Source organism: Psychrosphaera haliotis (genome assembly GCF_009728465.1).
Lineage (GTDB): Bacteria > Pseudomonadota > Gammaproteobacteria > Enterobacterales > Alteromonadaceae > Psychrosphaera > Psychrosphaera haliotis.
Window position 1 is genome coordinate 350,887 of the sequence record NZ_WOCD01000003.1, and the last position, 13,137, is coordinate 364,023.

The following is a 13,137-nucleotide window of genomic DNA, read 5'->3' on the forward strand; positions in this document are numbered from 1 at the left end:
CGATTTACCTCGACGTTAATTTGTTTTGCTTACTTACAAAATTAGGTCGAAGCGTCACTTTTTCAATGTTTATTTACTACTCAACATCAAATAATTGACATAAATCATTAATTTTACATTTATTTAACTATTTGACAGCCAAGCAAGTGTCGCGATTCGCCCCGTTTGACCTTCTTTACGATATGAGAAGTATTTGTCAGTATTAAAATAGGTACATTCACCAGAATAAGAAATATTACTAATACCCAATTGATTGCACGCTAACCTTGCTAGTTGCGGTAATTCACCTAAATACTTGCCATGACCATGTGGTGTAAACATCTTATCTACACAGCCAAAATTCTGTTCAAACTCAGCTTTTACTTCTTGTCCAACTTCAAAAGCATTTGGCCCTATGGCCGGCCCTACCCAAACAGATAAGCTTTCAACTTCAGTATCTACCGTGTTTAAAATTTTTTGCACACTGTTCGCTACGATGCCATTAACCAATCCACGCCATCCGGCATGAATCGTGGCGACAAAGTTTAAATCCTTATCTGTTATAACGATGGGTAGGCAGTCAGCGGTGAGCACAGCACATACAGTGTCTGTTTTTGAAGTGAACGACGCATCAACATCCGTGAGGCCATCATACTCGTGGGGCAGTTCAATAACGTTGGTGCTATGAGTCTGATTTAACCAAAATGGAGGGCTTGGTAAATTCAGATCCGTTTTTAGCATTTCTCTATTTGTAAGCACAGCAGACAACTCATCGCCAACATGAGTTGCCAAATTTAATCCGGCATAAGGCTCAAGGCTAGCTCCACCTTCACGTGTGGTGGTGCCAGCATGTATTTGCCTACTTAAATTTCTATTTAAGCCTTTAAAAGACGCCGAAGTCCATGTCATCTTGATTCTCTGTTACATCAGTCTTTAGCGCTTCTAACAAACCAACAAAGTCCTCAGGCAATGGCGAGTGAAATTCTACTGGCTCACCTGTAATTGGGTGATAGAACTTTAACATGGCCGCATGTAAGGCTTGACGTCGATATCCACGTAAAGTTTGCAATAGCTCATCTGATGCCCCTTTTGGTGTCTGAACACGACCACCATATTGACTATCACCGACTAATGGATGCCTCAAATGAGACATATGAACACGAATTTGGTGTGTTCTTCCTGTCTCTAGTCTTAACCTTATATGGGTATGCGCTCGAAACTTACTAATAACTCGGTAGTGAGTCACTGCTTCTTTGCCCATTTGATTAACGGCCATATTTGTACGTTTAGTTGGATGACGACCTATCGGTTTGTCAACACTGCCACCAGCCGTTAACCGTCCAAGACATACAGCTTCATACTCACGAGTAATGAGTCTCTCTTGCATATCTGCAACAAGTTGCGTTTGTGCCGGTACTGTCTTAGCAACAACCATCAAGCCCGTTGTATCCTTATCCAAGCGATGAACAATTCCAGCTCGCGGAACAAGTTCAATTGCAGGAAAGTGATGTAACAATGCATTTAGCATTGTGCCAGATTGATTGCCGGCACCTGGGTGCACAACCAAATTGGCCGGTTTATTAATGATCATTAAATGATCATCTTCATAGATAATATCTAATTCTATGTTTTCAGCTTCATGATGAACTTCAACTTCCAGTTCTGCATAAATAACAATATCTTCGTTACCTTGCATTTTTTCACGAGCTTTTGTGATTATTTTGCCATTTACCAAAACTTTTTCGGCTAAAATCCAATCTTTTAGACGACTTCTTGAGTATTCAGGGAACAAATCGGCAATTACTTGATCTAATCGTTTACCAAAATGCTGTTCATTTGTTTGTGCTTGTAGTTCAATAAGTTCTTTATTCATGATCTTTAATGTGATTAATATGAATTTGCCAGTGCATGCAGCATCTGACTGAGATAGAATGATGTCTATGTATTCATTCTACTCGAATTTTTACTTAACGAGAAAAGAAAACTTTCCAGGTTGAAAATAATGTTGAATTTTAAGTTTGTTCGTCACTTTAGTTTATTAGTAGTATTAAGCGGCTTGTTGTCAGCCTGTACGTCATCTCCGGATGAAATTGAGCGCATTTCAGACCGCTCGCCACAAGCTAGATATCAAGATGCAAAAGATTTTATTAATAGTGAGTTATATAACCGCGCTATTACAATTCTTAACGACTTAGAAAGTCGTTATCCATATGGCCCTCTTTCAAGACAGGTTCAAATCGATTTGATGTTTGCCTATTACAAAGCGGATCGTTATGAAGAGGCATTGCCAGCTATTGATAGATTTTTGAAGCTAAACCCAAACCACCCACAGAGTGACTTTGTGGTATACCTTAAAGGCCTTGTTAATCAAGAAAAGGGCTTAAATGGATTCCAGGAATTTTTTGGCCTTTCTAATGCTGATAAAGATATGGAGTCTTCGAGAGCAGCTTTTGCAGACTTTAAAAAGCTCATAAAAAAATATCCAGATAGCATGTACATTGAAGATGCAAAAAAACGCATGGTGACTGTACTTAATCGTTTAGCAGAACATGAAATTGTAATTGCACAATATTACATGCGCCGCTCATCATATGTTGCAGCAGTAAACCGTTGTAAATATGTAGTGGAATATTATAAAGACAGTACATCTGTTGTTCCGGCACTTAAAATAATGGTTGAAGCCTATGATAAATTAGGTTTAGAACAGATGAAGTCAGATGCAGAAACTGTGTTAGCGGCAAACTCAGCAAGCTAGAAACATTCTAGAACTGGCAATAAAAAAGGAGCTAATAAGCTCCTTTTTTATTGCACCAAATTTATTTACAAAACCGAGTCGATATTTAAATAAATGGATAACCCAAACTATTGTTTTTTGGGTAAGTACAAGTCTTGCAGTAACATCATCATCCGAACAACATCTTTACTATCTAAAGAATAGTAAACCGTTTGCGATTCCTTTCTCGTTTTTACAAAGTTATGCTCACGCAGAATAGCTAAATGCTGAGACAGTGCTGATTGAGCTAAATTAACTCTCGCAACTAAGTCATTTACTGCAAGTTCCCCTTCTAATAAGTTACATAGAATAAAAAGGCGATTTTCATTCGACATTATTTTAAGCAAAGACAATGCTTTAGGGGCACATTGGCGCATCTCTTGTATATTCATGTAAAGCTAATTCCTTTAACTTAGGACTGTGAAACGGTTTTTAAGACTGACGCTATTTTTCTAGGTGAGAACGGCTTTACAATAAAACCCGATGCTCCTAACGCAATAGACTCTTTCACGTTATCTACCGTTCCATGAGCCGTTACCATTATAATATGCGCGTTACTTTTAATGTTCTTCATATCTTTAAGTAAAGACTGACCATTTGCATCTGGCAGTTCAATATCTAAAAACACAACATCCGGCAAATTAGAAGTAAACTTATCTAGTGCCTCTTGTCCGTTTGCAGCTTGGGCAATATCAGTCATACCTAGCTGACTTAACGTCTCTTGTAACAACGCTCTCACAGAGCTAACATCATCCACAATAAGAACAGATGTAGCACTCAATTCAGACATAAACAGGTAGCCTCTTCAATATTTTCTAGCTCAAAGTATAAGGCTTTTAACCTGATACATAAAAATTTATTGTGTATATGTAATTATAAACAAGTATAACAATATAGTTAACCGCTCTTTATATTTAACTATTTCCCAACCACTTAAGTATAGCTATAGAAAAATAATCCTCCAATTTATGCATTATTTATTATCAAACTTTTCACGTAAACTTGTCGTATAAGACAGTATGCGCGTATACGGAGAAGACCTATGAATGAATTTAGTGAATTTATTACTGAAATGGGTGATGTAAAACCAATAAAACAGGACAACAAAAACAGGCTCACTAATGCGACTAAGATAAATGAGGAAACATTACGACACCGAAGAATAAATGCCGAACTATCAAGTGGCACAAATCAAAACCCGTTAACGACTGAGAGTGTCACCTTGCTATCCCCTGACGACATTTTGTCATATAAAAAAGATGGCGTGCAATATGGGGTATTCAAAAATTTGAGGTTAGGGAAATATGAGATTCACACTGTACTCAACTTACATGGAAAGTCAGTCAAAGAAGCTAGGCATGAGTTATTTACTTTTACAAAAGATGCTCATAAGCAAAACCTACGCTGTATTTTGATTCAGCATGGCAAAGGGTTGCAAAGTCAGCCACACCAAGCCTTGTTAAAAAGCTATATAAACCAGTGGCTAACGCAACTACCTATGACCTTAGCATTTCATTCTGCTCAACCATTTCACGGAGGCGGTAGCGCAACCTATTTGTTGATGAAAAAGAGTGATGAATCTAGATTAGACAACAAAGAGAAGCATCAGAAACGAGGTGCTAATTTTTAGCACCCTCAAGTAATAGAAGAAGTAATTTAGGTTTGTTACCCTAACTACCTTTTAAAAAAACCAGCAATAATAGCTTTGCACTCATCACTGCCTAAAAGCTGCTCAAAGTATTTAAGCTCATGTGATATAACTTCGTTTATACTTTCTTTTTGAGAATCAATAATTAAACCTTTAGAAGCTCGTACCGATAAAGTTGGCAGTTGAGCAATCTGTAGAGCGACAGATTCTACTTTTTCATTCAGTTCTTCTGGCGACACAACATCATTCACAAGACCGAACTGCAAGGCATCATCAGCATTAAACTTATTCCCTAAAACCAAAAGCTCAAATGCTTTCACTCGACCCGTAAGCTTAGGTAAAATTGCACTAGATGCTGCTTCTGGGCAAAGGCCTAATTTAGAGAAAGGTAATTGAAAAACCGCATTATCCGCTGAGTACACTAAATCACAATGCATTAGTAACGTAGTCCCAATGCCAATAGCAGGGCCAGCAACACTGGCTATTAAAGGCTTACTGAAAGACACTAGAGCTCTTAAAAATATAACCGTTGGGTGAGCTTCTGTTAAAGAACCGCCTTTGAGAAAGTCGTTCAAATCGTTGCCAGCAGTAAAACAGGTAGTATCCCCTTTTATAACAGCAACTTTAATAGTGTCATCTTTCTCAGCCATCATTAATGCAGAGGTTAAATCTTTATACATCTCTAATGACAATGCATTTTTTTGAGCTAAACGATCTATTGTAATGGTTAGTACACCGTTACTGTTTTGTGTATTAATAAAAGACATTATGATTCCTTTACAGCAAACCAGTGCTGTTTAGAGTGAATGAACAAAGAGGACTAGCAGTTCTGTTAATAGAACTGCTTTTATAGGCAATAGTAGACAGATGTGCGGTGTATCACCAACACTTGGGATATAAATGTAAGCTTAAGTTTTTTAAAGCTGAGTAGCGAACGTTACGATTGCTAAAATCGCAACAACTACACAAACATGACCTAAACCAAAACCTTTACTAAAAGACGATGAGAACATCTGCCAGACCTTTATTTTTATTGTTAGTAGATTCTTTTTATTGGTGTTTTATTCACCAATCGATAAATCCAGTCTAAATAAATAAAAACACCTTTACAATACCAAATTACAAAATTCTTTCAAAAAACCAAAATAGTCCCACCAGTGCAATTATTACTGACATTGGGACCTGAACAAACGCTCTGTAGCTTGGTTTTTGAGACCAAAAGTAAAACACGGCCGTCGCTGCTAAAAGTACGGTTAACTGCCCAAGCTCAACACCAACATTAAAAGCAAACAATGCTGTTAAAAATGCCTCTTGCGGCAATCCAAACTCGCTCAGAACAGAAGCGAAACCTAATCCATGTAATAAACCAAAGAAAATAATAACCCACAGTCTTTTTGAACTCGTGTGTTCGGTGCGAATGTTATCAATGGCCATCCAGGCTATGCTTAAGGCTATTAGAGGTTCAACTATGTTCCCGCTAAGTGAAATAAAGCCTAAACTTGATAATACTAATGTAACTGAATGCGCTAGGGTAAATGCTGTTATTTGCCAAAAAAGCTTCTTGAATATTATTGTGGAGAAAAATAAAGCTAATACAAATAGAATATGGTCTAGGCCTAATGGCAAAATATGAACAAACCCACTCTTAGTATATTTCTCAATTCTCTCCATGTTAGTTAAACCATCTGTTACCGCTCTATCTTTATTTTCTAAATTCGACATTGCGTTTAGCATTTCTTTAGATGGCGTCATTTTTTCAGGTTCTGACGTCTCGATAAGTGTTTCGTTTACACTATCTAGTTGACTAAATTTAGGGGTTGCCGCAACACTGCCTGAAAATAGCGCGGTTAAAGAAAGCACTGTAATAAAACAGAGCAATTGAAAGTGCGTTAAAAACATTTTCTTATTATTGGAATGAGACAACTTTTTATTTCCCTAAAATTTAATTTTATCGTGACATTTTACCTCGAACGAAAAAACAAAACACCTCAATTAACCAACATAGTTGGCTTTTCATCGCAACTAGGTGACGGATGCATAAAAGCTAAGTACACTATTTTTATAGTTTTAAATAATAACAATAGATCAGGGAAAACTAATGAAAAAAGCGATTAAGCTAACACTCCTTAGTGTTGCATTAACATCGGCCTATATTGCCCCAACGCAGGCATTTATCGCCGATAAAAGTGTAGCTACTGAAGAGGCTGAGAAAAAAGACGACAAAAAGTGGGATGTTAAAAACCCGACTGGCGAAATGAAAACAGTATCGATTGATACTGATGAATCAACTTGGTCAAACTTAGACGTACACCCAAATGGCAAAACGATAATTTTTGATATGCTTGGCGATATTTATACAATGCCAATTTCTGGTGGTGAAGCAAAACCATTAGTTTTAGGCTTTGATTGGAATATGCAGGCTACTTATAGTCCTGATGGCAAAAAAATCGCCTTCTTAAGCGACCGTGATGGCATGATGAACGTCTGGGTTATGAACGCTGATGGTAGCGACCCTGTTCAAATTACTAAACAAACGAGCCACACTATCCATACACCAACGTGGAGTCCTGATGGTCAGTTTATCGCAGTAACTCGAGGCGTAATGTCGTCTCGCTCTGTTGCTGCCGGTGAAATTTGGCTTTACCACCACACAGGTGGCAGCGGCACTAAAGTTAAGTCTGGATCTTATGGTGCGTTTAATCAGAAAAATATCACCGACCCTAAATTCTCACCAGATGGGAAATACTTATATTACACACAAGATGTTACTGGCGGCCGTGTTTGGCAATACAATAAAAACTCAACATCTGAGCTGTTTAACATTATTAGACATGACTTAGATACCGGTGAAGAAGAGCGTTATATTGGCGGCGCTGGTGGTGCGGTTATTCCAACACCATCACCCGACGGAAAGTATATGGCGTACCTAAAACGTGAAGATACTAAGACCGTTTTATATATCAAAGATCTTAAGTCTGGTGTAGATAGGCGTTTGTATACTGAGATGGAAAGAGACCATCAAGAAACATTTGGTACAGAAGGTAACTACGCCTACTTTGATTGGACACCAAATAGCAAAAACATCGTTTTTTGGAGTAATGGTAAGTTTCAATCCGTAGAGATTAAAAACAAGCAGGTTGCTAACATTCCATTTAACGTCAAAGTAGAAAAACAAGTACAACAAGCCGTTCGTGTTGCCGTTGATGTTGCTCCGGACAAAGTTAATGTGAAACAAACGCGTTGGGCAACCATGTCACCAAAAGGTGACCGTATTGTTTATCAAGCGCTTGGTAAACTATATGTTCGTTATGTTGAGTCTGGAAAAGTAAAACGACTGACTAAACAAAATGATCATGACGAGTATTACCCAAGCTTTTCTCGTGACGGAAAATACATTACATACTCTACTTGGAATGATGAAGACTTAGGTACAGTTAGAGTGGTTAAAGCACGTGGCGGCAAAGGTAAAGTTATAACGAAAGAGCCTGGCCACTATATGCAACCGCGCTTTTCTCCAAACGGCGAAAAAGTCATTTTTAATCGCTTTACTGGTGGTTACATAACTTCTCCTGAATGGTCAATGGAGCCAGGTGTATATATTGCGGATGTAAAAGGCAAAAACATGAAGCGTGTTATTAAAAATGGCAGTGATGCGCACTTTGGAGCCGATAACGACAAAATCTATTTCACTTCATACCAGTCAGGTTTCGTATGGTACAAAACGTAAATTGGTTGAAGTTAACTTAGATGGTTTTGATCAACGCGATGTTTTAAAAGGCGACAAGGTTACTGAATTTAAAGTATCGCCAAATGGTCAATGGGTTGCATTTACCTATCAGTATAATGCGTATGTTGCCCCATTTTCAAAAGTAGGCACTTTACAATCAATCGGTCCAAAATCATCTTGGGTTCCAGTTGGTCAGGCATCTAAAACCAGTGGTTCAGAATTACATTGGTCAGCTGACAGCTCTACATTACATTGGTCTAATGCTTCAACATTATACTCACGAAAAGTATCTGATACGCTTGAGTATTTAGCAAAAAGCGATGACGCTCTACCAGAGCCAACGAGCACAGGTATTGATCTTAGTTTTGAAGTAGACGCAGATATCCCTGACTCTAAGGTTGCTCTTGTAGGCGGTAAAGTTGTGACTATGCGCGATGCTGATAATAATCAAGAAGTTATCGAAAATGGTGTTGTTTTAGTAGAAGGTAATCGCATTGTTAAAGTAGGCAAAGCGTCTGACATTAAGATACCTCGAGGCTTTAAAACCGTTGATGTTAGCGGAAAAACCTTGGTACCAGGAATTATTGATGCGCACGCACATGGTTCTCAAGGTACACGTCAAATTATTCCACAGCAGAACTGGAAGAACTTCTCTTCTATTGGCTTTGGTGTAACGACACTTCACGACCCTTCTAATGATAACCGCGAGATATTTGCTGCTGCTGAATTACAACGTACGGGTAAAATTGTTGGTCCTAGAATTTTCTCTACAGGGCGAATTCTTTATGCCGGTTACTCGCCAGGTGCAACGGCTAAAATCGACGACTATGACGATGCTAAATACCACATTAAGCGTACTCAAGATAACGGAGCTGTATCAGTAAAAAGCTACAACCACCCTCGCCGTGATACACGTCAACAAGTGCTAGCTGCAGCTCGAGAGTTAGGTGTTAATGTTGTACCTGAAGGTGGCGGTAAGTTATACCAAAACATGACGATGGTCATTGATGGTCACACAACTCTTGAACACTCTTTAAATATCCCTCGTGGTTATAAAGATTTAACACAGATTTGGAGCCAAACTGAAACGGCATACAACCCAACATTTGTTGTAGCTTATGGTGGTTTATCTGGTGAGCGCTACTGGTATGACAAAACAAACGTTTGGGAAAATGAACGTTTAATGCGATTTGCACCTCGCTACATTATTGAGCCATTATCAATTCGTCGTGAAACGGCGCCTGAAGATCATTACAACCATATTGAAGTGGCAAAATACGCTAAGACATTACGTGACAATGGTGTTCGTGTTTTAATCGGCGCGCACGGTCAACGTGAAGGTCTAGCAGCGCACTGGGAAATGTGGATGATGGCTCAAGGTGGATTTACAGCATGGGAAGCGCTTCGTGGAGCTACTTATGACGGTGCCATTGCATTAGGTATGGACAAAGACATTGGTTCTATTGAAGCTGGCAAGTTAGCGGATATAGTTATCATTGAAGAAGACGTATTAAGCGATATTCGTAAATCTGAGTTCGTATCTCACACTATGATTAACGGTCGTCTATTTGATGCTAAAACGATGAACGAAGTCGTTACTGGTGACTATAAAGCGAAACCTCTATTCTTTGACCGCTTAAACATCAATGCAATGCCAACGGCAACTGCGACTGAGCTTAAGCAAAAAGAAGAAAAGTATCATTGGACGCATCACTAATAGAATAGGTTAATTTGACTTAACTATATCTAAATTCTCAAAGGGCCCTAGTGGCCCTTTTTTATTTCTCAGCTAAAACTTACTTTTTTCATTTTACTTTTTTCATTTTTCATTTTTCATTTTTCATTTTTCATTTTTCATTATTCATTATTCATTATTCATTATTCATTATTCATTATTCATTATTCATTATTCAATTTAATTGAACCACATCTTTGATTTATAAGATTTTACTATACAACAAATTAACTTTATTCTAATCACATAGAATATTTAACCCGCTTTATTTATAAGAGAGAAATTATGTTTGAGAACAAAGAAGGATATACCATTAAAAATGTTGATATTGCTATTCAAAAAGGCAATCAATGGGAAACAGTAAGTACCGACAGCATTTTCAACAATCGTACAGTTATTGTATTTGCATTGCCTGGTGCTTTTACACCAACGTGTTCATCAACTCATTTGCCTCGTTTTAATGAATTAGCTCCTGTTTTTAAAGCCAATGGTGTTGACGAAATTGTATGTGTATCTGTAAATGACACGTTTGTAATGAACAGTTGGGCAAGCTCACAAGAAGCTGAAAACATTACTATGCTTCCAGATGGCAATACTGAACTAACCAAACAAATGGGAATGTTGGTAGACATGGCGCAAGCTGGTTTCGGCACGCGTTCGTGGCGTTATTCGATGTTGGTTAAAAACGGTAAAATTGAGAAAATGTTTATTGAACCTCAAAAACCAGGAGACCCGTTTGAAGTTTCTGACGCGGATACAATGCTTGATTACATAAACCCGGAAGCTAAAAAGCCTGTACCTGTGTCACTCTTTGTAAAGCCTGGCTGTCCATTCTGTACTGCGGCAATAGACATGTTAAACGAACGCAATATGCCGTTTGAAACTATTGTATTAGGACAACAAGCAACACTCACAAGTCTAAAAGCGATGACAGGCCGTGAGAAAGTGCCTCAAGTATTTATTGAAGGCAAGCTAATCGGCGGCAGTGACGAGTTAAAAGATTACTTTTCAGTTTAAGACCCTGAATCTCAAATCTGGATTTTCTGCTTTATATTAAAAAAGGGTTATTCAACTTGCATTGAATAACCCTTCATATAAAAAACCTCGATAATAAAATGTATTTTATTCAACACACTTTACCAACGAGGTTTGTTTTATTTCTTCAAAGCTTTTTGTATAAGCTTTAAAAGGCTCTTAGTATTTAGAAACCATATCTTCTAAAGAAATAACCTTAATTTTATCTGCATGCCCTGCTGTACCAAACGCTTCATAACGATCAACAACAATATCTTGCATTGCAGTTACCGTTTTAGCTAGGTATTTACGAGGATCAAACTCACTTGGGTTTTCAGCTAAAAACTTACGAACGGCACCAGTAGATGCTAAACGAAGGTCTGTATCGATATTCACTTTACGAACACCGTGCTTAATGCCTTCAACAATTTGGTCAACCGGTACACCATAAGTTTCAGGGATTTCGCCACCAAATTCATTAATAATAGCTAACCACTCTTGTGGTACAGAAGACGAGCCGTGCATTACTAAGTGAGTGTTTGGAATGCTTTTGTGAATAGCTTTGATTCGATCAATCGCTAAAATGTCGCCTGTAGGTGGACGAGTAAACTTGTAAGCACCATGTGAAGTACCACACGCAATTGCTAAAGCATCAACGTTTGTTTTAGCAACAAAGTCCGCAGCTTCTTCAGGATCAGTCAGCATTTGCTCTTTAGTTAGAATACCTTCTGCGCCAATACCGTCTTCTTCACCGGCTTGACCTGTTTCTAGTGAACCAAGACAACCTAATTCACCTTCTACTGAAACGCCACAAGCGTGAGCCATTTCAACAGTACGGCGAGTAACGTCAACATTATAGTCATAATCAGAAGGCGTTTTACCGTCTTCCATTAATGACCCGTCCATCATCACTGACGAGAAACCAAGTTGGATTGAGCGCTGACAAACTGCTGGAGAAGTACCATGGTCTTGGTGCATACAAACAGGAATATGAGGAAACTCTTCAATTGCAGCTAAAATCAAATGACGTAAAAAAGGCGCACCTGCATATTTGCGAGCACCGGCTGACGCTTGAACAATAACCGGACTGTTTGTTTTGTCCGCCGCGGCCATAATGGCACGCATTTGTTCTAGGTTATTAACATTAAACGCTGGTACACCATAACCATACTCGGCTGCATGGTCTAAAAGTTGGCGCATTGAAATTAAAGCCACATTCCACTCCTATCGAATTTCTCATCGTGTTGAAAGTTTTTGTAATCTATTTCGTAATTCTACAGAACGACTTTCAAAATGTCTTTCATCTTTTTCAATTTCTTTTAATTGTAGATTAAAATTTGGAAGCTATTTGATACATTCAGTTTATTCTCATTTAGGCTTTTGAAGCTTACTCAGTGAAGATTGCAGCATTTAACGCATCAACAATAAAGTCCGGACGTTCTAATGGCAACATATGCTTGCAACCTTTACAGAGCTTAACTTCTACAGCAGAAGGTAAAGATTCAAACCACTCATAATTCAATAGAGGGTCGGTGTCACTCGCTAAAAATTGAATAGAAAATTGACTAGCCGCATTCATAAACACGCCTTTAAGATCCCGTCGTTCACCCGTAAAGCTTAATTGATGCTTTAGGCTTTCAACTCCGAGCTTTTGATCCATAGACTGAATCAGTTGAATCATACTTTCATCATTATGGTGAATTTCACTCAGCATGTATTTCACTCGACTGCTACTTGCTCCCGAATAGGGTTTTGCACCTATGTTTTGAATTATCCTTCGGCGTTGTCTCAATTCTCTACTTGGTAATGCGGTTGGTGTATTTGAACAAATAAATACTTTTAAATTAGCGGTGCTATCAAGCGTTAAGTCACCTTCAACTAGCGACGCCAAATAAGATGAGGCGATATAACCTCCCAATGAAAAACCTAACAAGAATACAGGTTGCCCCTCTTTCACTGCGTTCTCTATGGTCTTATGCAGTGTTAACAACACCTCGCTAAGTGGCAATTTAGGAATATCAAAGTGTGTGGACTCTATGTCTGATGACAATTGAGAACGAAGTTTATCCCACAGCCTAGAGTCGCATTGTGTACCCGGAATTAACACTAATTTTGTTTTCATTTAAAACTCAAACATCTTTTTAATTCACACCTTTTTAATTCACATCTTTTTATTTCACACATTTTCAATTCACACCCTCTGCATTTCGCTTCTTTTACAATTCACACCGTATTACTTTTAAGCCTATAATGACATTGGC

General features: G+C 38.3%; 11 protein-coding genes and 1 pseudogene. 4 read left to right on the forward strand and 8 right to left on the reverse strand.

What is annotated here, in order from left to right; all coding sequences use genetic code 11:
• Positions 1 to 123: 123 nt before the first annotated feature.
• Both pgeF and rluD read right to left on the reverse strand, forming a co-directional pair.
• Positions 124 to 888 (reverse strand): peptidoglycan editing factor PgeF, encoded by a 765-nt coding sequence (gene pgeF / locus GNP35_RS06460; RefSeq protein ID WP_155695350.1) that lies wholly within the window; start codon positions 886 to 888, stop codon positions 124 to 126.
• Complete coding sequence (gene rluD / locus GNP35_RS06465; protein ID WP_155695351.1) at positions 863 to 1,852, reverse strand: 23S rRNA pseudouridine(1911/1915/1917) synthase RluD; 990 nt, start codon at positions 1,850 to 1,852, stop codon at positions 863 to 865. Before rluD ends, pgeF begins: the two co-directional genes overlap by 26 nt.
• Positions 1,853 to 1,981: 129 nt before the next feature.
• On the opposite strand from rluD, the gene GNP35_RS06470 reads away from it, so the two are divergent.
• Positions 1,982 to 2,734, forward strand: coding sequence for an outer membrane protein assembly factor BamD (locus GNP35_RS06470; RefSeq protein WP_155695352.1), 753 nt, complete (start codon positions 1,982 to 1,984; stop codon positions 2,732 to 2,734).
• A gap of 107 nt (positions 2,735 to 2,841) precedes the next feature.
• Here GNP35_RS06470 and GNP35_RS06475 read toward each other — a convergent pair whose 3' ends face one another.
• Both GNP35_RS06475 and GNP35_RS06480 read right to left on the reverse strand, forming a co-directional pair.
• Complete coding sequence (locus GNP35_RS06475) at positions 2,842 to 3,144, reverse strand: ArsR/SmtB family transcription factor (protein ID WP_155695353.1); 303 nt, start codon at positions 3,142 to 3,144, stop codon at positions 2,842 to 2,844.
• Positions 3,145 to 3,164: 20 nt separating this feature from the next.
• The gene (locus GNP35_RS06480) at positions 3,165 to 3,542 is read right to left on the reverse strand and encodes a response regulator (protein ID WP_155695354.1); all 378 of its coding nucleotides are present in this window, start codon (positions 3,540 to 3,542) and stop codon (positions 3,165 to 3,167) included.
• Between the two features lie 252 nt (positions 3,543 to 3,794).
• On the opposite strand from GNP35_RS06480, the gene smrA reads away from it, so the two are divergent.
• Positions 3,795 to 4,382 (forward strand): DNA endonuclease SmrA, encoded by a 588-nt coding sequence (gene smrA / locus GNP35_RS06485; RefSeq protein WP_155695355.1) that lies wholly within the window; start codon positions 3,795 to 3,797, stop codon positions 4,380 to 4,382.
• Positions 4,383 to 4,426: 44 nt separating this feature from the next.
• Here the strand turns inward: smrA and GNP35_RS06490 are convergent, their stop codons facing one another.
• Both GNP35_RS06490 and GNP35_RS06495 read right to left on the reverse strand, forming a co-directional pair.
• Complete coding sequence (locus GNP35_RS06490; protein ID WP_155695356.1) at positions 4,427 to 5,167, reverse strand: enoyl-CoA hydratase; 741 nt, start codon at positions 5,165 to 5,167, stop codon at positions 4,427 to 4,429.
• Between the two features lie 352 nt (positions 5,168 to 5,519).
• A complete protein-coding gene (locus GNP35_RS06495; protein ID WP_155695357.1) occupies positions 5,520 to 6,323 on the reverse strand; it encodes a HupE/UreJ family protein in 804 nt (267 codons plus the stop codon).
• Between the two features lie 175 nt (positions 6,324 to 6,498).
• Between GNP35_RS06495 and GNP35_RS16525 the strand changes: the two are divergent.
• A pseudogene (locus GNP35_RS16525) lies at positions 6,499 to 9,844 on the forward strand (amidohydrolase family protein).
• 303 nt (positions 9,845 to 10,147) lie between these two features.
• Complete coding sequence (locus GNP35_RS06505; RefSeq protein WP_155695358.1) at positions 10,148 to 10,879, forward strand: glutathione peroxidase; 732 nt, start codon at positions 10,148 to 10,150, stop codon at positions 10,877 to 10,879.
• 177 nt (positions 10,880 to 11,056) lie between these two features.
• Here GNP35_RS06505 and fba read toward each other — a convergent pair whose 3' ends face one another.
• Both fba and GNP35_RS06515 read right to left on the reverse strand, forming a co-directional pair.
• Positions 11,057 to 12,091, reverse strand: a complete 1,035-nt coding sequence (gene fba, locus GNP35_RS06510; protein WP_330997733.1) for a class II fructose-bisphosphate aldolase — start codon at positions 12,089 to 12,091, stop codon at positions 11,057 to 11,059.
• Between the two features lie 172 nt (positions 12,092 to 12,263).
• Complete coding sequence (locus GNP35_RS06515; protein ID WP_155695359.1) at positions 12,264 to 12,998, reverse strand: alpha/beta fold hydrolase; 735 nt, start codon at positions 12,996 to 12,998, stop codon at positions 12,264 to 12,266.
• Between the last annotated feature and the right edge of the window lie 139 nt (positions 12,999 to 13,137).

Excerpts from the sequence above, each read along its gene's own strand:
- GNP35_RS06490 (WP_155695356.1), bottom strand. The coding sequence starts at position 5,167 with ATGTCTTTTATTAATACACAAAACAGTAACGGTGTACTAACCATTACA.
- GNP35_RS06470 (WP_155695352.1), top strand. The coding sequence starts at position 1,982 with ATGTTGAATTTTAAGTTTGTTCGTCACTTTAGTTTATTAGTAGTATTA.
- GNP35_RS06480 (WP_155695354.1), bottom strand. The coding sequence starts at position 3,542 with ATGTCTGAATTGAGTGCTACATCTGTTCTTATTGTGGATGATGTTAGC.
- smrA (WP_155695355.1), top strand. The coding sequence starts at position 3,795 with ATGAATGAATTTAGTGAATTTATTACTGAAATGGGTGATGTAAAACCA.
- GNP35_RS06515 (WP_155695359.1), bottom strand. The coding sequence starts at position 12,998 with ATGAAAACAAAATTAGTGTTAATTCCGGGTACACAATGCGACTCTAGG.
- pgeF (WP_155695350.1), bottom strand. The coding sequence starts at position 888 with ATGACATGGACTTCGGCGTCTTTTAAAGGCTTAAATAGAAATTTAAGT.
- GNP35_RS06475 (WP_155695353.1), bottom strand. The coding sequence starts at position 3,144 with ATGAATATACAAGAGATGCGCCAATGTGCCCCTAAAGCATTGTCTTTG.
- rluD (WP_155695351.1), bottom strand. The coding sequence starts at position 1,852 with ATGAATAAAGAACTTATTGAACTACAAGCACAAACAAATGAACAGCAT.
- GNP35_RS06505 (WP_155695358.1), top strand. The coding sequence starts at position 10,148 with ATGTTTGAGAACAAAGAAGGATATACCATTAAAAATGTTGATATTGCT.